Origin of the sequence: Pedobacter sp. (assembly GCF_045627485.1) — a bacterium.
Lineage (GTDB): Bacteria > Bacteroidota > Bacteroidia > Sphingobacteriales > Sphingobacteriaceae > Pedobacter.
The window spans coordinates 1-20,791 of the sequence record NZ_JAZQNU010000169.1 but is presented as its reverse complement, the minus strand read 5'-3'; the positions used below and the strand labels follow the sequence as shown (position 1 = coordinate 20,791).

Sequence of the window (20,791 nt, the reverse complement as noted above, 5' to 3'; positions counted from 1 at the left end):
TAGCCTCTTGCTTGTAAAAGTTTGGCCAATGAAGCGGAGATGATGCCCTTTCCTAAGGAGGAAGTAACACCGCCCGTAACAAAAATATACTTAGTCATGTTTGCGAATTTGTGTGAGAGAAGTGCCTTTTTATGGCATTTCTTATCGTTTTTGTACGGGATACAAAGTTAGTAAATAAAAGGAAACTCCAAGGGGTTTTTGAATATATAAAAGCGTTGCCATCTATACTTGGGAGGCTGCTCAAAAAAAAAGGCCTGAAAATATCAGGCTCTTTTTTTAACTTATATTTGGTTAGAATATTTGAGTTTAGGTGATTGTTTCGCGTTACACTAAGCTAACGCTTTTATAATGTTAGGGATATATTTTGACAATATAAAAACAATTTTATTGTATTTATATAAAGCGCTGAAAGTCAGTATATTTATTTTGCAATCTTTTTTAGATGGAAGCTGGTTATTCTGGGTTGTTGCAACAATCTTGTTAAATCTAACTGGAATATGATTTTTGAGCAAAGAGGTGGCTTCGGTTATACATTACACTAAGCCCTTTTAACAGCATTTATAATAGATTTTAACTCGTTTATCTTTTTCAGACCAGGCGATATAGATTTTCGTTTCCCTACTAATTCTGTATTTGAAACCATTAAAATTTGTGCCTTTAAGTTCATTGTAAAAGGCTTGGTTAGGCGTAAATTGATCAGCAGTTTCATTAGGTGTCACTGCCGGTTCCAGGAAGTTTTCCTCATCCAGGAAGTAGTTTAATTCCTGCAACATAAAGTCACGTTGCATTTTTTCTTTGCCTAAGTCAACGGTTTCCTTATAGTTGTCCAATAGATCAGAAGCCTGCAACACCTGCTCGTAGATTTCTTTACCTTCATTATTCTTTATTTTAAAGGTGAGCAACATGTCTTTAGGTTTATTTCCACTAAGGGTAACCTCAAAGGTGTCAAGTGTAGTGGTGTCGCTAAATGACTTATTAATGGTTTTAACGGTTGTAACCTCTTTGGTGTCAGAAGTAGGCTTAGTAGAACAAGCGGCAAGAAAAAGTATACATGCTGTTAATGTGAACGTTATTTTTTTCATAAGTAATATTCAAATAACCCCCAAACACAGTTTAATGTTTTAAGGAAGCTTTTTCAAGTCTTCAGGAGTATCGATCGCTATGGTTTCCAGTGTGGTGATTCTTACCTGAATTTTATACCCATTTTCCAGCCAACGTAATTGTTCCAGGCTTTCTGCCATTTCTAAACTCGATGGTGGAAGCTGGGTGATGGCATGAAGCGTAGCGGCTGAATAGCCGTAAATGCCAATGTGTTTATAATAGGGATGTGCAGTTAACCATTGTTCTGGCACTTGATTTCTTAAAAAGGGAATGGTTTGCCGACTAAAATAAATGGCTTCCTGCATGTTATTGAACACTACCTTTGGAATATTGGTGTTAAACAGGTCTTCAGTATTTGTAATTGCCTTAACCAGCGTCGCCAGTTGTACATTGGTGTCGGAAAAACACCTGGCTACTAAATCTATTTGTTCGGGGTCGATAAAAGGCTCATCACCCTGAATATTAATCACTGCGTCCATTTCAGGAAAGTGGCTAACGACTTCGGCGCATCTATCCGTTCCGCTTTGGTGGGTATCGCTGGTGAAGATATAGCGGCCGCCAAAGCTTTTAACTTCATCTGCAATGCGCTGATCGTCTGTAGCTACCACAACTGTATGGAGAAGGTTTGATTTAGAAGCTTGTTCGTAAACCCTTCTGATCATGCTTTTTCCAGCAATCTGTACCAACGGCTTACCCGGAAAACGGGTAGAAGCAAAACGGGAAGGAATGACGCCTAGTATTTTCATATTAAAACAAACCGTGAATTTCTGCTTCAATAGATTGGATTACAGATCCTAAATCTTCTGCATTGTTTGTGAAATCCAATTTATCTTTATCTAAAATAAGCAATTTCCCTAAGGTGTAACCTTTTATCCAATCTTCATACTTTTCATTAAGTTTGGATAAATAGTCAAGGCGAATGCTTGCCTCATATTCTCTGCCCCGGCGTTGAATGTTATTTACAAGTGTCGGAACCGATGCCCTCAGGTAAACCAATAAATCCGGCGGTTTAATAAATGATGTGATGTTGTCGAATATGGCTTTATAATTCTCAAAATCGCGACTGGTCATTAAACCCATGTCATGAAGGTTCTCTGCAAAAATATGCGCATCCTCATAAATGGTTCTATCCTGAATAACATTTCGGTTTAATCGTTCAATCTCGGCAATCTGCTGGAAACGGCTATTTAGGAAATAAATCTGAAGATTAAAGCTCCATCTTTTCATATCGCCATAAAAATCTTCCAGGTAAGGGTTGTTGTCTACCGCCTCGTACAAAGCCTCCCAGCCATAATTCTTCGCTAATAGACCAGTGAGGGTAGTTTTACCAGCACCAATATTTCCTACAATTGCTATATGCATATATATTTTATTCTTAACAGACTAAACAGGTTGTTTTGGTCTTAATTGTTTAATGCTAAAAAGGTCTAAAGCCAATTAATTCACGAACTTCTCTGATCGTTTTTTGTGCACTTTCTCTTGCTTTAGCTGCACCGGTGCTGGCCACTTTTCTTAAGTAATCGGTGTCTTTAGCGATTTCTTCAATACGTTCCCTAATCGGGTTGTTCGCAATGATCATGTCTTCTGCAAGTTGTTTTTTGAAATCACCATAACGAATTGCCATTTTGTTATAAAGATCGTTGAAATGCGCCAGTGTATCTGGTGTAGACACAATAGACATCAGGTCAAAAAGGTTTTGAATGGCCTCAGGTTTAGTTTGATTTTCTTCCGTTGGCCCGCCATCTGTTACGGCACGGGAAACCTTTTTGCGGATAATTTCCGGCGAATCGGATAAATAAATACAATTACCATCACCTTCTGATTTACCCATTTTCCCTTTTCCATCTAAACCGGGCACTTTTACCAGTTTATCAGAATAACTAAAAGCGTAAGCTTCAGGAAAATAGTCTTTGTTATATAACCTATTGAAACGATTACCGAAGGTACGGGTCATTTCAAGGTGTTGTTCCTGGTCTTTACCCACTGGAACCTTAGTGGCATGGTGAATCAAAATATCAGCAGCCATTAAAGATGGATAAGTTAATAGTCCTGCATTGACGTTGTCGGGATGGGAGCGGATTTTATCTTTAAATGAAGCACTTCGTTCCAGTTCGCCCAGGTAAGCATTCATGTTCAGGTATAAATACAGTTCTGCCACTTCTGGAACATCAGACTGGATGTAGATTGTGCAAGCTTCCGGATCGATTCCGCAGGCCAGGTATTCTACCAAAACGTGTTTTACATATCCATTTAGATCCTGTGGTGTAGGATGGGTCGTTAGGGAGTGTAAATCTGCTATAAAAAAATAGCAGTTATATTCATGCTGCATTTTTACAAAATTGGTGACAGCACCAAAATAATTTCCCAGATGTAATTTTCCTGTTGGACGTATCCCACTAACAACCGTTTCTTTCATGGGGCCGAAATTAATAAAAAAATGATTTGGAATAGTAATTTCAACACCATATAGCTATTTTTAGTATTTTTGATCGGAATGAACAAATACTTAAGGCGGATCCACCGCATCTATGTCATCTTTGTTATTGTATTGTTTTTCATCCTCTTTTATCCATTTTATTATTTAGCTGCCAGCAAACCGGCATTTTATCCATGGCTTAATAAACTGCGTAAATTCAATAGCATGTGCTCCAGTTTTTTTACAGGGATATATTTCAGGCTGAGCTTCGAAGCGCCATTAGAAATTGATAAAACCTATATTTATTGTGCCAATCATAGTTCCAATCTGGATATCATGGCTTTTTGCCTATTGGCAAGGGGCAACTTCCATTTTATGGGGAAGGAGGAGCTACTTGGCAATCCGGTATTGAAACTTTTCTTCAACACCATTGATATTCCCGTAAGTCGTACCAATAGGCTATCAGCATTTCGGGCTTTTATAAAGGCTGGAAATAATTTAGAAGCAGGAAGGAGCTTGATAATTTTTCCTGAGGGAGGTATTTCGACAGACAATTATCCACCATCATTATTACCTTTCAAAAATGGTCCCTTCCGCCTAGCGATTGAAAAAAAAATACCAATTGTACCGGTTACTTTATCTAATGTGTGGAAAAAAATGTGGGATGACGGAGAAAAGTATGGCAGTAGTCCGGGGATTTGCGATATTTACATCCATAAAGCCGTTCCAACGGCGCACCTGACGTTGGAAGATACCGATGAGCTGAAAGAAAAAGTATTTGAATTGATTAATAGTAAACTGGTGACCCGATGAATATAGATAAACAAACCATATATAAAGTAGCCGATTTGGCAAGGATTGAAATAAAGGAAGAAGAGGTTGGTAATCTGATTACGGAGATGAGTAAAATTCTTACCTTTATGGAGAAGCTTAACGAATTGGACACCAAGGATGTGGAACCACTGGTTTATATGAATCCCGAAGTAAATGTTTGGCGCGATGATGTGGTGAAGCAAGAAATTACGGTGAAAGAAGCTTTGATGAATTCGGCGAAACATAATGAAGAGTTCTTTATGGTGCCTAAAATCATAGAAAAATAACAACAGGTGTAACATTAAGGCCTTGATTTCGGTCTAAAAATTAAAAATATGGAAGACGCATTAATCCAGATTACCGATATAGGCCGGAAATATGTTATAGGAACAGAAGTTATTCATGCTTTAAAATCGGTTTCCCTAAGTATTAATAAAGGCGAGTTTGTAGCGTTAATGGGACCTTCGGGTTCTGGAAAGTCTACATTAATGAATATCCTAGGATGTTTGGATACTCCTACAAAAGGTACTTATATCCTAAATGGCATTGATGTTAGCCGAATGACGGATAATGACCTTGCTGAAGTGCGGAACAAAGAAATTGGCTTCGTATTTCAGACCTTTAATCTATTACCCCGCTCAACTTCACTTGATAATGTGGCTCTGCCTTTAATTTATGCCGGTGTTAGTAAAGCCGAACGTGAATTGCGCGCGAGAACTGCTTTAGAAAATGTTGGTTTAGGCAACCGGGTTACCCATAAGCCAAATGAGCTTTCAGGTGGACAACGCCAGCGCGTTGCCGTAGCCCGCGCACTCATCAATAACCCATCTATTATTTTAGCCGATGAGCCTACAGGAAACCTGGATACCAAAACTTCTATAGAGATCATGGGGTTGCTGGAAGAGATTCATAGTAAGGGGAATACCATTATTCTGGTAACACACGAAGAAGATATTGCTCAGCATGCCCACAGAATTGTGAGGATGCGTGACGGTTTGATTGAAAATGATTATTTAAACACAGACATTAAAACGGTATCCCCACGTTTAAGCGTACTTCAAGAAAGAGGCGACGATTTTGAAACGATGGGTTAATCTTTCACGCATTTGATGAAAATATATACTAAAACCGGTGATAAAGGCTTAACCTCCCTGATAGGGGGTACTCGTGTTCCTAAATATCACCTCCGAATTGAGTGTTATGGTACGGTAGATGAACTTAACTCTTATGTGGGCTTGATTGCCTGCCAGGATATCGCCCCCCATTACAAAGGCACCCTTAAAGAAATTCAGGATCGACTGTTCACAATAGGAGCTGCACTGGCGGCAGACCCTGAAAAGTCTAAAATGAAAATCCCTGACCTGCTTACTACGGATATCGACTTTCTTGAAAAAGAAATGGACGTTATGAATGAAGTTTTGCCGCCGTTAAAGCATTTTGTGTTGCCAGGAGGAAATACCACTACTTCTTATTGTCATGTAGCCAGATGTATTTGCCGAAGGGCAGAACGGCTTACTTTTCAGCTTCAGGCGGAAAGCTTTGTTGACGAAAAAATGACCATTTATTTGAACAGGTTAAGCGATTATTTATTTGTTTTGGCCCGAAAACTGAATCTAGATGCCCATACCGATGAAAACATCTGGATACCAAGGGTTTAAAAAAAAACTGTAAAATTTTGTTTTCATCAGGTTTTTTAATATACTTTTGCGGAAATAATAAAAGAATAAACTAATAGAAAACATATGTATTGGACCTTAGAACTCGCATCGCATTTGGAAGACGCTCCATGGCCTGCAACAAAAGACGAATTAATTGATTACGGCATTAGATCCGGTGCCCCTGTTGAGGTGATTGAGAATCTACAAGCCCTTGAAGATGATGGCGAGCCTTATGAAACCATTGAAGAAATTTGGCCGGATTATCCAACAAAAGACGATTTCTTCTTCAACGAAGATGAATATTAGATTAACCATTTAAAGCCCTGCAACCCCAGGGCTTTATTTTTTGGAACGAAGATTGTTTATGAACTGTCAAGAAAGCGTTTGTTGCTTTGATAAATCATTTAATTAACAATTAACTCTAAAAAATTACAATTATGGGAAATTTACTTTATCTAGTTGCTGTAGTATTAGTCATATTATGGATCATTGGTTTTTTCTTTCAGGGATTTGGTGACGTAGGTGGATTAATTCACGTTTTATTAGTAATTGCTGTGATTGCAATTATCTTAAAGCTGATTAATCGCGCCGCCTAATATAATAAAGGCTCCTGTTTAGCAGGAGCCTTTTTTTTGAAGTAATAAACTGGCCAGTTCGAGATCGATTGGATAAGTTATTTTAATGTTTTCCCGTTCCCCTTCAATGAGCTGGATATTAAAACCAGCCTTTTCTACCACAGAAGCATCGTCAGTGAAGTCATTCCTGAAAGGCTGCTCATAGGCCTTTTTAAGTTGAGATACCTGAAAAGTTTGCGGTGTCTGAATTAAAAATACATCCTCCCTGTTAAATGCCTTTGTCGAATTTGCCTCGCCCATTCTAATGGAATCTACTGGCCTTAGGGCAGCAATAGCGTTGCCTGCAGTTTCTGCAAGCTGAAATGATGCAGTAATCAGGCTAGTTGATACCATAGGACGTACAGCATCATGAACTGCGACAATTGCGCTTCCCTTAATTTCTTTTAGTCCATTTTTTACGGAATGGTATCGCTGCTCGCCTCCTTTTACCAACAGGTGGGGGACAGTATACTGGAATTTAGTACAGAGTTCTGTCCAATACTGGTGTTGATCAATGTTTAGTACAAGAACAATTTCAGGCTTCACATCACACCTATGGAAAGCGTTGATCGTATGCATCAGAATAGGCAGGTCATTTAACAAAAGAAACTGTTTAGCCTGCGCTGTCTTCATTCTGGAACCCGATCCACCTGCTACAATGATAGCGTAGTATTTCATTGAATTAGTGTCTGGTAAATAAAAAAGGAGATTTATACCTAAGTTTAAATCTCCTGTTCTATAATAAATACTATAATTAAATAATCAACATGGCATCGCCATAGCTATAAAAGCGGTATTTTTCTTTTAAGGCTACCTCATATGCGTTTCGAACATTATCATATCCACCAAATGCACTTACCATCATTAACAAAGTTGATTCTGGTGTATGAAAATTGGTAATCATTGAATTGGCAATACTGAATTCATATGGAGGGAAAATAAATTTGCTGGTCCAATCGTTAGCAGGCTTCAACAAATGGCCAGATGAAACCGCCGACTCAATCGCACGCATAGAAGTAGTTCCTACCGCACAGATTTTTCTTTTGTGTTCCAAAGCTTTATTAACAATTGCAGCATCTTTAGCCTCAATAATGAACTGCTCAGAGTCCATTTTGTGTTTGGTTAAATCTTCAACTTCTACAGACCTGAAGGTGCCTAAACCCACGTGTAACGTTACTTCAGCAAAGTTTACGCCTTTCAATTCCAATCTTTTCATCAGTTCGCGGCTAAAGTGCAAGCCTGCAGTTGGAGCTGCAACAGCACCTTCATGTTTTGCAAAAATTGTTTGGTAGCGTTCTTTATCCTGTGCGGTAGCTTTACGTTTAATATATTTAGGAAGTGGTGTTTCACCCAAAATCTCTATGTTTTTTCTAAATTCTTCATCCGTTCCATCAAAAAGGAAACGAATGGTACGCCCTCTTGAAGTCGTATTGTCAACTACTTCAGCTACCAAAAGGTCGTCTTCGCCGAAATATAATTTATTTCCAACGCGGATTTTACGTGCAGGATCAACTAAAACGTCCCATAAACGAAGCTCTTTGTTCAATTCGCGTAGCAAAAATACTTCAATCGTGGCTCCGGTTTTTTCCTTATTGCCATATAAACGAGCAGGGAATACCTTTGTATTATTTAAAATCATTACATCCTGATCATCAAAATAGCCTAAAACATCTTTGAATATTTTGTGCTCAATCTTGCCACTGTCCTTATGTAAAACCATCAAGCGGGCTTCGTCGCGCTGATCAGAAGGGGTATTGGCAATTAATGATTCAGGTAAATTAAATTTAAATTGAGATAACTTCATGTTTTTCGATGTAATAATTAAGGGTGCAAAATTACAAAATTTATTTCCTAAATTAGAAATAATGATTATATGTACTAAAAAATTGACGCTTCATTTATTTTAATAACACTACATCAAGGCTGTAACCTTTTATACTAGTTTTGGTCTAAATACTAATTATGATCATCTTAAGACTTATAACCGAGAGTTTTTGGTTTGCTGCCGACGCTTTGCGCCAGAATAAACTCCGCACCATGTTGTCCTTACTGGGCATAACAATTGGTATTTTTACCATCATATCAGTGTTTTCAGCCGTAGATACCTTGCGTAACAAACTTCAGGAAAGTGTTGATAAATTAGGATCGAAAACCATATTCATACAAAAATGGCCGTGGCTTTTCGGTGATTCTTATCCATGGTGGAAATATATTAACCGTCCGCAACCTAGTATTAAAGATTTTGAGGCGCTCCGCGAGCGTCTTGAGAACGTTGATGGTATCTCCTTTGAAGCTTCAGCCAGTAACCGGATTATTAAATACAGAAGCAATTCAGTAGAAAATGTGGGCGTCATCGCGGCTTCTCAGGATTATGATAGAACATGGAACCTTGATTTTAAGGAAGGACGTTATTTTACGGAAAACGAGGGGAGGAGTGGTGCGCCCGTGGTCATATTAGGTGCCGACATTGCCGACGGTCTGTTTGGTGGACAGGAAGCTGTAGGTAAACAGATTAAAGTATTGGGCAGGCGGCTCACTGTAGTGGGTGTGTTTAAGAAAGAAGGAGAGGACATGCTAGGCATGTCGCAAGATAAAAATGTGTTAATTCCAATTAACCTCGCCAGGGGGTTATTCGATATAGAGAATGAACAATACAATCCCCAAATAACGGTAAGAGGTAAAGAACACATTGCCATGGAAGAGGTTGAAAGTGAGTTGCAAGGCGTATTACGTGCTATTCACCGCCTTAGACCAGGTGTAGAAGATGACTTTTCTCTAAATAAAGCCACTATATTATCTAATCAACTCGATGTCATGTTTAACATGGTGAATATTGCGGGCTGGGTAATCGGCGGGTTCTCCATATTAGTTGGTGGTTTTGGTATCGCTAATATTATGTTTGTTTCGGTAAAAGAGCGCACCAATATTATTGGTATCCAGAAGTCCCTCGGTGCTAAAAACTATTTTATATTATTACAGTTTATGTTTGAGGCCGTCGCTTTATGTCTCATGGGCGGTGCCCTTGGATTATTTTTAGTCTATCTGATCACCCTCTTTTTTACCTATGCGATGGACGTGAAAATCATCCTTGATTTGAAGAATGTAATGACAGGGATTTCCATTTCGGTCATTATCGGTGTGATATCAGGTTTCTGGCCAGCATACTCGGCCTCTAAATTAGACCCCGTAGAAGCCATCAGGTCATAATCTATAAAATAAACAGTTTGATAAACAATAAAAGCCCGAAGAACCTTCGGGCTTTTATTGTTACTTGGGTATTTACATAGTGCCTGCACCACCACCTAATGCTCTGTAGAGTGCTACAGCAGCAATAAGTTGGTTTGTCTTTATTTCAGCCAATTCTAATTCACTTTGTAAGGAATTACTTTGCGCCGTAATTACCTCCAGGTAAGTCGCCAAGCCATTTTTAAACAACAAGTTGGCGTTTTTTACCGCCTGTTGTAAAGTGTTCATCCGTTGCAAAGAAATGTCGTACTGCTGTTTCAATTTCTGGATCCTCACCAGTTCATCCGACACCTCGCCTGTGGCATTAAGTACCGTTTGCCTAAATTCGATAACAACCCTATCCCGGTCAATTTTAGCAAGCTCATATTGGGTTTTCAGCTGCCTGCGCTGGAAAATGGGCTGGGTAATGCCCCCAGCCACAACACCAAATAAGGAAGCAGGTACATTAAACCAGGTACTGGTTTTTAAGGCATTTAATCCACCACTTGCCGTAATCGTCAGGTTAGGATACAAATTTGCTTTCGAAATACCCACTTCAGCATTCGCGATGGTCAAGGCCAGTTCAGCACTTTTAACGTCGGGCCTGGTGCTTACTAATGCCGCAGGGATCCCGGTGGGCAACTCGATAGGGGTTCTAATTTTTTTCAGAGTCGACTGCCGTACCACTGCAGCAGGCACCTTGCCGGTAAGAATGCTCAGTGCATTTTCCTGAATGGCAATGGCTTGTTCCAACCGTGGAATTAACTGTGCTGCAACCAATTGTTGGGCTTCTGCCTGTTGGATAGCCAATGAAGTAACTTGCCCCACATCAAACTGCATTTTTATAATACGAAGTGTGCTGTCGTTTAGTTCCAGATTTCTTTTAGCCACTTCCATCTGTGCATCCATCATTAGTAACTGGTAAAAACCTTGTGCCACATTGGCTACAATCCTGGTTTGTAAGGCTTTTCTGGCTTCTGTTGTCTGTAGATAGGCCCCAAGCGCCGACTTTTGCTGGTTTTTTATTTTCCCCCAGATGTCTGCTTCCCAGCTTAAACCCAGACCGGCATTGTAGTCTTCAATATGTTTGGTTCCTAAAAACTGACTGCTGCTCAAACCATTTAAACTGTTGTCTGACGGCCGGTTAGAACTGGCTGTTATTTGCATGTTTAACACCGGAATGTTGCCCAGACGTGATTGTTTGAATAGCTGCTCGGCGGCTTCGATGTTTTTAAGCGCCACCTGTAAATCATAGTTTCTGATTAATGCCGTGTCTATCAATTCCTGAATATCAGGCTCCCTGATAAATTCGTGTACCGGCAAGGCTGCAATACTGATGGACTCATTTGGCACACTTGTCCTGTAGGCAGCTGGTATTGCATTTGTAGGAAGAGCAACATCCTTCGATACTTTACATCCCAGGGCCACTGCCGAAAGGAGGAAGAGGAAATAGAAATATTTATTCGTTTTCATGAACAAGTTCTTTTACATGATTTGTGTTTTTTGTGAGCTCTACGTGTAGTGGTGATACTTTTTCCTGAATGTATTGGAAAAAAATGAAGAGTATTGGAATGAGCAATAAACCCAGCACCACACCGAACACCATACCTCCGGCAGCTCCGATACTTATAGAATGATTACCTAAAGCTGAAGGACCTACGGCATTCATCATGGGGATCATACCCACAATAAAGGCAAGGGAAGTCATAATAATAGGGCGGAGACGTAGTTTTGCGGCCTCAATCGCTGAAACTGTCAATGATTTTCCCGCCATCCTGCGCTGTACAGCAAACTCAACAATCAGGATGGCATTTTTGGCAAGCAGGCCAATGAGCATCACCAGCGCCACTTGCACATAAATATTATTAGATATTCCTGTTAAGCCGATAGCAACAAATACGCCTAAAATACCTGCAGGAATAGATAATACCACGGCTAAAGGCAGAATATAACTTTCATATTGTGCAGCAAGCAAGAAATAAACAAATACCAGGCAAAGCGTGAAAATTATGGCCGACTGCCCGCTGGAAGAAATTTCTTCCTTGGTGAGGCCCGTAAATTCGTATGAATAACCGAAAGGCAATTGTTTTTCTGCCACTTCTTCCACTGCTCTAATGGCATCTCCGGAGCTATAGCCAGGTTTCGGAATCGCATTAATGCCAATGGAGTTGAACAAATTGTACCTTGAAACATTCTCCGGTCCGTAAACACGTTCCAGTTTTACAATGGTGTTAATGGGAACCATATTGCCGGCAGCATTTTTCACGAAAACACCATCCATGGCAGTCGGATCTATTCTATTGGCTTTATCTGCCTGTACCATTACCCTGTAATACTTACCGAAACGGTTAAAATCCGACGCCTGGGTACTTCCAAAATAAGCCTGCATGGTCTGCAGTACATCTTTAACGGGCACACCTAGCTGATCTGCCTTTTCATCATCAACCTGTAGCTCCAATTGAGGGTAATCAGACCTGAAAGACGTAAAAGCAACTGCTATTTCCGGACGTTTCATTAATTCGCCAATAAATTTACTACTCAGGCCGCTGAATTTGTCGAGGCTGCCACCTGTGCGGTCCTGAAGCACCATATCCAAGCCGTCTACATTGCTAAAACCTGGAACAGTAGGGAAGGTGAAAACAAAGAAACTGGCTCCTTTAATACCCGAAAGTTTGTTTCTCACTTCATCCATAATCAAATTGATGTCTTTTACTTCACCTCTTTCCTCTGTAGGTTTCAATAAGATAAAGGATACACCCATGGATGGACTGGACGACTGCGTAAGAATGTTGAAACCAGATAATCCCATCAGGGTTTTTTTGGATTCCATGTCGCCAAGTCTCGTTTCAAGTTCCTTGATTACCTTAGTTGTCCGGTCTAAAGAAGCACCAACAGGCATGGACAAGGAAACAGCAATAAAACCTTGATCCTCTGAGGGGATAAATCCTGAAGGTGTTCTTTTAACCAAAATGCCAGTGGCAAGCATAACAACCAATAGTCCGGCCACACTTACCCATTTATAGCGGATCAGAAATCGCAAAGCGCCAAGGTAATTTTTGGTTAGCTTGTCAAAACCTGAATTGAATCCAATAAAGAACTTTTCCTTAAAACTTTTCTTTTTGGCAGGGTCGGCCTCATAACTGTGATTTTCTTTTAAAAATAGGGCAGTCAAGGCCGGACTCAATGTAAGGGCATTTACTGCAGAAATAACGATGGCAATAGCGAGGGTAAAAGCGAACTGCCTGTAAAATACACCTGTAGATCCTTCCATAAACCCGACTGGTAAAAACACTGCCGACATCACCAGCGTAATGGAAATAATAGCGCCAGTAATTTCATTCATTGCAGAAATAGTGGCTGCTTTCGGCGGCAGTTTCTGGTGTTCCATTTTTGCATGAACCGCTTCCACCACCACAATGGCATCATCTACTACAATACCAATGGCAAGTACTAATGCAAAAAGCGTGAGCAGGTTAATGGAAAAACCAAACAGCTGCATAAAAAAGAATGTTCCAATGATGGCTACAGGTACCGCAATAGCAGGAATTAACGTCGAACGGAAATCCTGCAAGAATATAAATACCACAATAAATACCAGGATGAACGCCTCAATAAGGGTAGTTTTTACCTGTGCAATGGATATATCAAGCGAATACTTAGTATTGTATAAAATGAGGTGTTTTACTCCTTTTGGGAAATCCTTAGCCGCTTTTTGCATCAGCTTATCGATAGCAATCTGAATCTCGTTTGAATTTGAACCCGATAATTGCATCACTCCGATATTGATTCCAGGTTTACCGTTTACGCGGGTAAAATTACTGTAGGTATAAGTGCCGAATTCAACTTTTGCAACGTCTCTTAGTCTTAGAACCGATCCGTCCGCATTTGTTTTCACGGCAATATTCTCGTAATTAGCTGGTTTGTTTAATTTTCCTTTATACTTAACAACATATTCAAACGAAGCCGTACTGCTTTCACCAAATTTACCAGGTGCGGCTTCCAGGCTTTTATCCTGTATAGCTGCAGTCACTTCTTTTGGGGTTAACTGGTAGGCCGCCATCTTTGCTGGATTTAACCATATACGCATGGAATAGTCTTTATTTCCACCAAAAATTACCGCCTGCCCAACACCTGGGATCCTTTTTATTTCTGGAATGATGTTAATCTGCGCATAATTAGCCATAAAAGCCTGGTCGTAATTTAGCGTATCCTCCACATACATATCCACCACCATTATCAAACTGTTCTGTTGTTTGGCGGTAGTAATTCCTGCCTGAACCACCTCAACAGGCAGTTGACTGGTGGCTTGAGCTACCCTATTTTGAACATTTACCGCCGCCTGGTCCGGATTAGTTCCCAATTTAAAGTAAACCGTGATCACTAATGAGCCATCATTACTGGCGGTAGAACTCATGTAACTCATGTTTTCAACTCCGTTAATAGACTCCTCTAAAGAGGGGGCTACAGACCTTAAAACTGTTTCTGCATTGGCCCCGGGATAAAGTGCCATTACTTGTACAGCCGGTGGCGCGATATCTGGGAATTGCTGCAAGGGCAATTTGCTGAGGCCGATTATACCCAGTATCACCAGAATAACGGATATCACGGTGGCCAATACTGGTTTTTCTATAAATCTTTTAAACATTTTGATAGTTATTTTTGAATATGAACTGCGGTTAAACCTGCTGCTGTTTCTGGCTCAATGATTTCACCTTCTTTAAGGGTTTCCATGCCTTTTAATACGATCCTGTCACCAGCTTTGACGCCATTTTTAACCAGGTAGTTGTTACCACTTGTGCCAAGCACAGTAATGGGCTGTTTGCTTACTTTGTTGTCTTTACTTACCGAGAATATGAAAATCTTGTCCTGAATTTCTATTGTCGCTTCGGTTGGTACAGATAAAGCCTGCTCATGCACCATGGAGAGTCTTATTTTACCAGTATTTCCAGAGCGCAACAAGCCTGATTTATTTGGAAATGTTGCTCTAAATGTAATGGCACCAGTTTGTTTGTCGAACTGGCCATTAATCATGTCCAATTTACCCTGGTGAGGATACTCAGTATTGTCGGCAAGTAAAAGTGATACACCAGGGATATTTTTCAAGCGCTCGTTTACATTATTTCCGTCGTATTTTTCATTGAAACTAATGAAGTCATCTTCACTTAATGAAAAATAGACGTGCACTTCGCGCGCATCTGAGAGTTGCGTAAGTGGAATAGGGTCGGAGGTACTTACTAAACTGCCTTGTTTTTTTGGTAAACGGCCTACATAGCCTGTTACAGGTGCTTTAATCAAAGTATAACTAAGGTTGATTTTTGCAGCGCCAATTCCTGCTTTGGCTTGGGCCACATTGGCTAAAGCTATCTGATGAGCCGCTTTGGCACTTTTCAACTGAAAATCTGAAACCACCTTGTTTGCTACTAAAGGGGTAAGTTTCTCTATTTCAAGCTGGGCATTTAATGCCGCTGCCTGTGCCGACTGCAATAAGGCCTGGGCATTATTTAAAGCTTCTCTGTAAGGAAGCTCATTGATTTTGAACAACGGTTGTCCTTTTTGTACCAGTGCACCCTCATTAACAAATACTTTGTCAATGGTGCCTGCAACCTGCGGGCGTATTTCCAGGTCTACCGCACCTTCAATGGATGCAGGGTATTCCAGAAAAGTCGTTTGGTTGCTGTTGTTGATGGCCATTACCGGTAGTGTCTGTACTATCGGATTGGCAACCTGCATTTTCTCCTGGCGATTACATGCAAAGAGAACAATGGCTAATAGGAGGCTCATTGCCTTCATAACGTTATTAGATTTTCTAACAGCGTTAGATACTGGGGTGTGATTGGGTAATTGTTTCATGATATATTGATTTATTAGGAACTTAGGATATAACGGCAATAGGTTATTTAACACCGTTAAGTAGTTTGGTAAAAAAAGGGTTCAATGTCTTGAACCCGGTAAATCAGATTTAATCGTTAATATATTTAATAATGCCTTTGATGGCGTCATGCAAAATTTGTTCGTTCATATCCTGCCCTCTGCCTTTATTAACCAGGTTGATTGAAATCAATCCGTGTATAACAGACCAAAAGGTGTAGAATTTTCTGCAGACAAAATCTTCATGGGGATTTTCAACAGACATCACCTCTCTGATTTTATCGTAAAAAAGATTATTAGCATGTACAGCTTCGGGGAAAGCTTTTTTCTGGGAACAACAGTTCATCTCCACACCATACATCAGCTGGTACAATTCCCGATGTTCAAATGCAAAGTTCCAGTAGGCAATCCACATATCTTCCAGTTGTTTAGCCGGGTCTTTATCCAGGTCTATGGCCTTCTTCACTTCCTGATTTAAAATCACATAACCCTGACGGGTAAGTTCTAATAAAATTCCTTCCTTATTTTCAAAGTATTCATAAATAATAGGTGCAGTATATTCTATCTTATCTGCAATTTTGCGCATACTTAAAGCCTGCCATCCTTCTTCCTTTACTATCTCAAGGGCAGCATCTAAAATATTAGTCCTGGTGTCTTCTTTTAATCTCGCAATCCGCTCTTTACTTCCCATAATACAAACTGTTATATTATTTAACAGTGTTAAACAAATGTAAATCGGAAACTTCAATAATTCATCATTTTTTTGTCAAAGAGTTATTTGTTTTTGATCAGCCGGAATGAGATGGCAAAAGTAGCCCCATATAGAAAAGGTCTGCAATAATTACATGAGAGGGAAGGCTATATAAATAAAAAGAGCCCAATATTGAATTGGGCTCTTTTTATCATCTAGGGTACTCCTTTAAATAAAGGATAAGCAACAATTAGTTAGTTTAATTTACTCAAAGCTGCAGCAATCCTGCTTACCGCATCTTTCAAGGTCTCTTCAGATGCCGCGTAGGATATACGGATGCAATCTTCATTACCAAAAGCTTCTCCGGTAACGGTAGAAACATGAGCCTCATTTAAAAGGTATAAAGAAAGGTCTTCTGCGGTATTAATGGTATGTCCATCAGCTGATTTTCCGAAAAATGATTTCACTTCTGGGAAGAAATAAAAGGCGCCTTCAGGAAGGTTTACTTTAATGCCTGGAATCTCTTTTAACAAGTCATAAACCACATCCCTGCGTTTTTTAAATTCTGCTACCATTTCGTGTACGGTATCAAGTCCATCCTGGTAAGCTTTTAACGCTGCTCTTTGGGCAATGGAGCAGGTACCCGAGGTAATTTGTCCTTGTAATTTATCGCAGGCACTGGCTATCTCTTTGTTAGCGGCAACGTAACCAACTCTCCAGCCAGTCATGGCATATGATTTCGAGAAACCATTTACCACCACTACACGGTCCTTAATGGCATCAAAAGATGCAATGGAAGTATGTTTTCCAACAAAGTTGATGTGTTCATAGATCTCATCAGACAGGATGTAGATGTTTGGGTATTTCTCAAATACAGCTGCCAATGAAGCTAACTCTTCCTGGGTATATACAGACCCCGTTGGGTTACATGGCGAAGAAAACATAAATAACTTTGTTTTCGGCGTAATTGCTGCCTCTAACTGTTCTGCAGTAATTTTGAAATTTTGCTCTACGGTGGCATTAATGAATACTGTTTCGCCCTCGGCCAGTTTGATCATCTCTGAATAGGATACCCAGTAAGGTGTAGGTACAATCACTTCATCTCCCGGATCTATTAAACACAGGATGACGTTTGCCAACGACTGTTTAGCACCTGTAGATACCACTATCTGGTCGAAGTTATACGACAAGCCGTTTTCCTTCAACAATTTCTCTGCAATAGCCTTGCGTAATTCAGGGTAACCTGAAACAGGCGTGTAATATGAATAATTTTCATCAATGGCTTGTTTAGCCGCTTCTTTAACGTGCTTTGGTGTGTAGAAGTCCGGCTCGCCAAAACTCAGGTTGATGACATCTATCCCCTTTGCGGACAGTTCTCTACCTAGTTTTGCCATTTTAATGGTCTGTGATTCTGAGAGGTTATTAATTCTTTTCGATAAAAATGTCATAATATTTAAGGCCTATGCAAAATATAATTTTGTTGCATAGCAAATATATGAACCTGGCGGAATTATAAACTAATAAATAATACTTTTTGACATAGTTCAATCAGTAAAGCCTATTTTTGTACGCTAATTACTAAAGTTTGAATCCGAAGAAAAAAGCAATACTCGTATCCTTATGCATCAGTGTCATATTGATGCTCGCAAAGTTTACTGCTTATTTTATAACCAATTCCAATGCTATTTTAACAGACGCTGCTGAAAGTGTTGTTAATGTACTGGCCAGTAGCTTTGCTTTTTACAGCATCTACCTCACTACCTTACCTAAAGATGAAAACCATCCTTACGGGCACGGAAAGGTAGAGTTCTTCTCTGCGTTTGTAGAAGGGGTATTAATCGGCATAGCTGGTTTAATCATTATCGGTAAGGCAACTTACGACCTGATTAATCCGCACGTCATCAAACAACTATACGATGGTGCCATAATCATCACTGCCACCGGATTTATTAATTTATTGGTTGCCTATTACCTGATCAACACTGGTAAAAAACACCATTCCCTCACACTGGAGGCTGATGGGAAACACCTGCTTTCCGATGCCATTTCCAGTGCTGGTTTAGTAATAGGTATTATCCTGATACAGATCACCAAAATCTACTGGCTTGATGGCGTTATCTCCATCGTCATGGGTGCCTATATCGTTTATAACGGCTACCGCCTTACCCGAAAATCCGTGGGAGGACTTATGGATGAGAGCAATACAGAATTGGTAAAGGATATCGTCGCCATCATGCAGGAAAACAGAAGTGACTCCTGGATTGATGTGCACAACCTCAGGGCGCAGCAGTACGGTGCAGATCTGCACATCGACTGCCATGTTACCTTACCTTATTATTACGACCTTAACCGGGTGCACCAGGAAATATCTGCTATTGACAAGCTGATTAACCAAAATAAAGGCCGCGCTACCGAATTGTTTATTCATGCTGATCCTTGCTTGTATGAATGTTGTCACTATTGTAAAGTAAAGAAATGCCCGGTAAGGCATGAAAGCTTTGGTGGGGAGATTCCTTGGACCTTAGAAAACGTGACCAAAAATAAAAAGCATTTCGAACAATGAGTTATTTCAATGTAAGGGTATATGGACTGCTGATCGATCCAGAGCGCGGTATATTAATCAGTGATGAGCAGTCAGAAGGGAAACGTTTCAGTAAATTCCCGGGTGGTGGCTTAGAACTTGGCGAAGGGCTGAAAGATGCCCTCAAACGTGAATTTATAGAAGAATGTGCAACCGAAATCGAAGTGCTCGAACACTTTTATACCACTGATTTTTATGAAAAATCGTCATTTAACAACAGCCAGATTCTAAGTATCTATTATTTTGTAAAGGAGTTACACCCATTAGACCACCTGGCCTTTACTAACCATCCCTTTGATTTTGGAAAGAACAGCAACCAGAGTTTTCGCTGGATCCCATTAAAAGATTTAAAGGTATCTGATGTTACCTTTAAAACAGATCAAACTGTGGTTGAACGGCTGTTAGCACAAATGGACCTTTAAACGGCGATGACGCCCGATGGCGTAATCGCATACACTTCATCTTCCTCTGTAGGTTTAAGCATACTTAAACCGGTAAACACACTAAAAGCAGGTAATATCGCGCAGGTTTTTCCAAAGAAAAAACAAGGCAAACGAAGTTGTTGCCTTGCTTTGCCAAACAAGGTTATTCCCGGATGGATATGTCCCGAAATATTATAATATTGGTCAAAAGTGTCCGGCTGGTCGTGTACAAAACGGAAGGGCCCGTAAATCAATTCTTTTAAATACACTTCGATTCCCAGGGCTTCGTATTCTTCAGGCTTCAAACCATCGTGATTACCCATGACTAATTTAATCTGCAGTCCTGGGTATTGCTCCCGCCAATGTTTGAAAGCAATAACATCACTGTTCATGTAATTGTGGAACATGTCACCGGTAACTAGCAGAACCTCAGTGTCAAATAATGTTAAACACTCGCTTAGTCGTTCCAGATCAGTCCTGCCAACCTTCGTAGGTACCTGTATCCCGGATTTACGAAAAAAAGCCGCTTTCCCAATATGGAGGTCACTAATAATTAGTGTTTTTTTCGCTTCCCAATAGATCACTCTTTCTTTACACAGCAAAAAGGTTTCGCCTTTACAGGGTATGGTCATTTTTCTTCCTTGGTCTTTTCTCTGCTTCAGCAGTCATTCTTTGTATACGTTGTCCTAATTCCTCGCTGCTCATGTTTTCCCTTAAGCTATCCACTTTAATGGGGAAACATAATGGGGTATAGGATGTGGTAGTCACCACAATTAATTTACTTGCCTGTATGCGGTGTAAGGCTGCAGCCAGGCGCGGCTCTTCAATTTGTTGGTAAAATGCTTCATCGTAGGCCTGGCGCAATAATAAGTTATGTTTATCATAATCGCTAAAAACATTGAAAAATAATGCCGATGAGGATTGCAGGTGTTTATTTGCCGTGTATTTTCCAGGGTAACCCTGAAACACCAAACCAGAAATACAGGCAATGTCCCTGAATTTACGCCTGGCCATTTCCGTTGCATTAATGCTGGCTACAATATCCTCAGCCAAGTTATCAGGTGTAAAAAGCGACTTCAGTAAGGTTTTTTCAACCGGAAATTGCTGTTCACTCAACAATTCAAAACCATAGTCGTTCATGGCAATAGAGAACGTAATGGGCAACAGTTTCCCAATACGATAGGCAATTAAGGCTGCCATGACTTCATGCACAAGCCTGCCTTCAAAAGGGTAGGCAAACAGGTGGTAACCATCACGGGTATGGATCAGCTCTATTAAAAATTCATCACTTTTTGGTACATGCGATACCTTGGCCTGCCGTTCAAACAATGGTTTAAGGATATCCAGTTCATCATCTTCCTGCGTTACATCCAATGCCTGGTTATACTTTTTACGCAGTAAG

The 20,791-nt window shown here is 40.1% G+C and carries 22 protein-coding genes and 1 pseudogene; 9 read left to right on the top strand and 14 right to left on the bottom strand.

The annotated features are described in order from the left end of the window. The 5 genes from ACR2F3_RS13005 to trpS all read right to left on the bottom strand — a co-directional run. On the bottom strand, positions 1-98 hold a 98-nt coding region (locus ACR2F3_RS13005), incomplete at its 3' end, for a hypothetical protein (RefSeq protein ID WP_432710404.1). Positions 99-548: 450 nt separating this feature from the next. Further along, entirely contained in the window at positions 549-1,082 is a 534-nt protein-coding gene (locus ACR2F3_RS13000) for a hypothetical protein (protein WP_432710402.1), read from the bottom strand. 39 nt (positions 1,083-1,121) lie between these two features. Continuing rightward, the gene (kdsB, locus tag ACR2F3_RS12995) at positions 1,122-1,847 is read right to left on the bottom strand and encodes a 3-deoxy-manno-octulosonate cytidylyltransferase (protein WP_432710401.1); all 726 of its coding nucleotides are present in this window, start codon (positions 1,845-1,847) and stop codon (positions 1,122-1,124) included. Between the two features lies 1 nt (position 1,848). Beyond that, a complete protein-coding gene (locus ACR2F3_RS12990) occupies positions 1,849-2,463 on the bottom strand; it encodes a deoxynucleoside kinase (RefSeq protein WP_432710400.1) in 615 nt (204 codons plus the stop codon). 55 nt (positions 2,464-2,518) lie between these two features. Then, complete coding sequence (gene trpS / locus ACR2F3_RS12985; protein ID WP_432710399.1) at positions 2,519-3,517, bottom strand: tryptophan--tRNA ligase; 999 nt, start codon at positions 3,515-3,517, stop codon at positions 2,519-2,521. A 78-nt stretch (positions 3,518-3,595) separates the two neighbouring features. Between trpS and ACR2F3_RS12980 the strand changes: the two genes are divergently transcribed. From ACR2F3_RS12980 to ACR2F3_RS12955, 6 genes are all read left to right on the top strand, one after another. Further along, entirely contained in the window at positions 3,596-4,330 is a 735-nt protein-coding gene (locus ACR2F3_RS12980) for a lysophospholipid acyltransferase family protein (protein WP_432710398.1), read from the top strand. Beyond that, entirely contained in the window at positions 4,327-4,617 is a 291-nt protein-coding gene (gene gatC, locus ACR2F3_RS12975; protein ID WP_432710397.1) for an Asp-tRNA(Asn)/Glu-tRNA(Gln) amidotransferase subunit GatC, read from the top strand. Before ACR2F3_RS12980 ends, gatC begins: the two co-directional genes overlap by 4 nt. A 48-nt stretch (positions 4,618-4,665) precedes the next feature. Then, on the top strand, positions 4,666-5,424 hold the full coding sequence (locus tag ACR2F3_RS12970; RefSeq protein WP_432710396.1) for an ABC transporter ATP-binding protein: 759 nt from the start codon (positions 4,666-4,668) through the stop codon (positions 5,422-5,424). Between the two features lie 15 nt (positions 5,425-5,439). Then, positions 5,440-5,988 carry a cob(I)yrinic acid a,c-diamide adenosyltransferase gene (locus ACR2F3_RS12965; protein ID WP_432710395.1) on the top strand — a complete coding sequence of 183 codons (549 nt, stop codon included), beginning with the start codon at positions 5,440-5,442 and terminating at the stop codon, positions 5,986-5,988. A gap of 84 nt (positions 5,989-6,072) precedes the next feature. Beyond that, positions 6,073-6,294, top strand: coding sequence for a DUF2795 domain-containing protein (locus tag ACR2F3_RS12960; protein WP_008240955.1), 222 nt, complete (start codon positions 6,073-6,075; stop codon positions 6,292-6,294). Between the two features lie 131 nt (positions 6,295-6,425). Further along, complete coding sequence (locus ACR2F3_RS12955; protein ID WP_196860129.1) at positions 6,426-6,584, top strand: lmo0937 family membrane protein; 159 nt, start codon at positions 6,426-6,428, stop codon at positions 6,582-6,584. An 18-nt stretch (positions 6,585-6,602) separates the two neighbouring features. Here ACR2F3_RS12955 and ACR2F3_RS12950 read toward each other — a convergent pair whose 3' ends face one another. Further along, positions 6,603-7,280: a 2-C-methyl-D-erythritol 4-phosphate cytidylyltransferase gene (locus ACR2F3_RS12950; protein ID WP_432710394.1), complete on the bottom strand. Its 678-nt coding sequence runs from the start codon at positions 7,278-7,280 to the stop codon at positions 6,603-6,605. Between the two features lie 76 nt (positions 7,281-7,356). After that, the gene (gene queA / locus ACR2F3_RS12945) at positions 7,357-8,406 is read right to left on the bottom strand and encodes a tRNA preQ1(34) S-adenosylmethionine ribosyltransferase-isomerase QueA (RefSeq protein ID WP_432710393.1); all 1,050 of its coding nucleotides are present in this window, start codon (positions 8,404-8,406) and stop codon (positions 7,357-7,359) included. Positions 8,407-8,564: 158 nt separating this feature from the next. On the opposite strand from queA, the gene ACR2F3_RS12940 reads away from it, so the two are divergent. Next, positions 8,565-9,809 carry an ABC transporter permease gene (locus ACR2F3_RS12940; protein ID WP_432710392.1) on the top strand — a complete coding sequence of 415 codons (1,245 nt, stop codon included), beginning with the start codon at positions 8,565-8,567 and terminating at the stop codon, positions 9,807-9,809. A gap of 72 nt (positions 9,810-9,881) precedes the next feature. Here ACR2F3_RS12940 and ACR2F3_RS12935 read toward each other — a convergent pair whose 3' ends face one another. The 5 genes from ACR2F3_RS12935 to ACR2F3_RS12915 all read right to left on the bottom strand — a co-directional run bounded on the left by ACR2F3_RS12935 (position 9,882) and on the right by ACR2F3_RS12915 (position 17,834). Continuing rightward, entirely contained in the window at positions 9,882-11,300 is a 1,419-nt protein-coding gene (locus ACR2F3_RS12935; RefSeq protein ID WP_432710391.1) for a TolC family protein, read from the bottom strand. Further along, a complete protein-coding gene (locus tag ACR2F3_RS12930) occupies positions 11,287-14,472 on the bottom strand; it encodes an efflux RND transporter permease subunit (RefSeq protein WP_432710390.1) in 3,186 nt (1,061 codons plus the stop codon). Before ACR2F3_RS12930 ends, ACR2F3_RS12935 begins: the two co-directional genes overlap by 14 nt. Before the next feature lie 8 nt (positions 14,473-14,480). Continuing rightward, a complete protein-coding gene (locus ACR2F3_RS12925) occupies positions 14,481-15,677 on the bottom strand; it encodes an efflux RND transporter periplasmic adaptor subunit (protein ID WP_432710389.1) in 1,197 nt (398 codons plus the stop codon). Between the two features lie 109 nt (positions 15,678-15,786). Then, on the bottom strand, positions 15,787-16,386 hold the full coding sequence (locus tag ACR2F3_RS12920) for a TetR/AcrR family transcriptional regulator (RefSeq protein WP_432710388.1): 600 nt from the start codon (positions 16,384-16,386) through the stop codon (positions 15,787-15,789). Positions 16,387-16,640: 254 nt separating this feature from the next. Next, complete coding sequence (locus ACR2F3_RS12915) at positions 16,641-17,834, bottom strand: pyridoxal phosphate-dependent aminotransferase (RefSeq protein WP_432710387.1); 1,194 nt, start codon at positions 17,832-17,834, stop codon at positions 16,641-16,643. A gap of 191 nt (positions 17,835-18,025) precedes the next feature. Between ACR2F3_RS12915 and ACR2F3_RS12910 the strand changes: the two genes are divergently transcribed. Further along, positions 18,026-18,949: a cation diffusion facilitator family transporter gene (locus tag ACR2F3_RS12910; protein WP_432710403.1), complete on the top strand. Its 924-nt coding sequence runs from the start codon at positions 18,026-18,028 to the stop codon at positions 18,947-18,949. Further along, positions 18,946-19,389 carry an NUDIX domain-containing protein gene (locus ACR2F3_RS12905; RefSeq protein WP_432710386.1) on the top strand — a complete coding sequence of 148 codons (444 nt, stop codon included), beginning with the start codon at positions 18,946-18,948 and terminating at the stop codon, positions 19,387-19,389. Before ACR2F3_RS12910 ends, ACR2F3_RS12905 begins: the two co-directional genes overlap by 4 nt. Here ACR2F3_RS12905 and pdeM read toward each other — a convergent pair. Next, positions 19,386-20,021: a ligase-associated DNA damage response endonuclease PdeM gene (gene pdeM, locus ACR2F3_RS12900; RefSeq protein ID WP_432710385.1), complete on the bottom strand. Its 636-nt coding sequence runs from the start codon at positions 20,019-20,021 to the stop codon at positions 19,386-19,388. The two genes, ACR2F3_RS12905 and pdeM, sit on opposite strands and share 4 nt — an antisense overlap. Further along, positions 20,005-20,791 (bottom strand): annotated as a pseudogene (locus ACR2F3_RS12895) (DNA ligase-associated DEXH box helicase); the annotation flags it as partial. The pseudogene ACR2F3_RS12895 and the gene pdeM, both read right to left, overlap by 17 nt.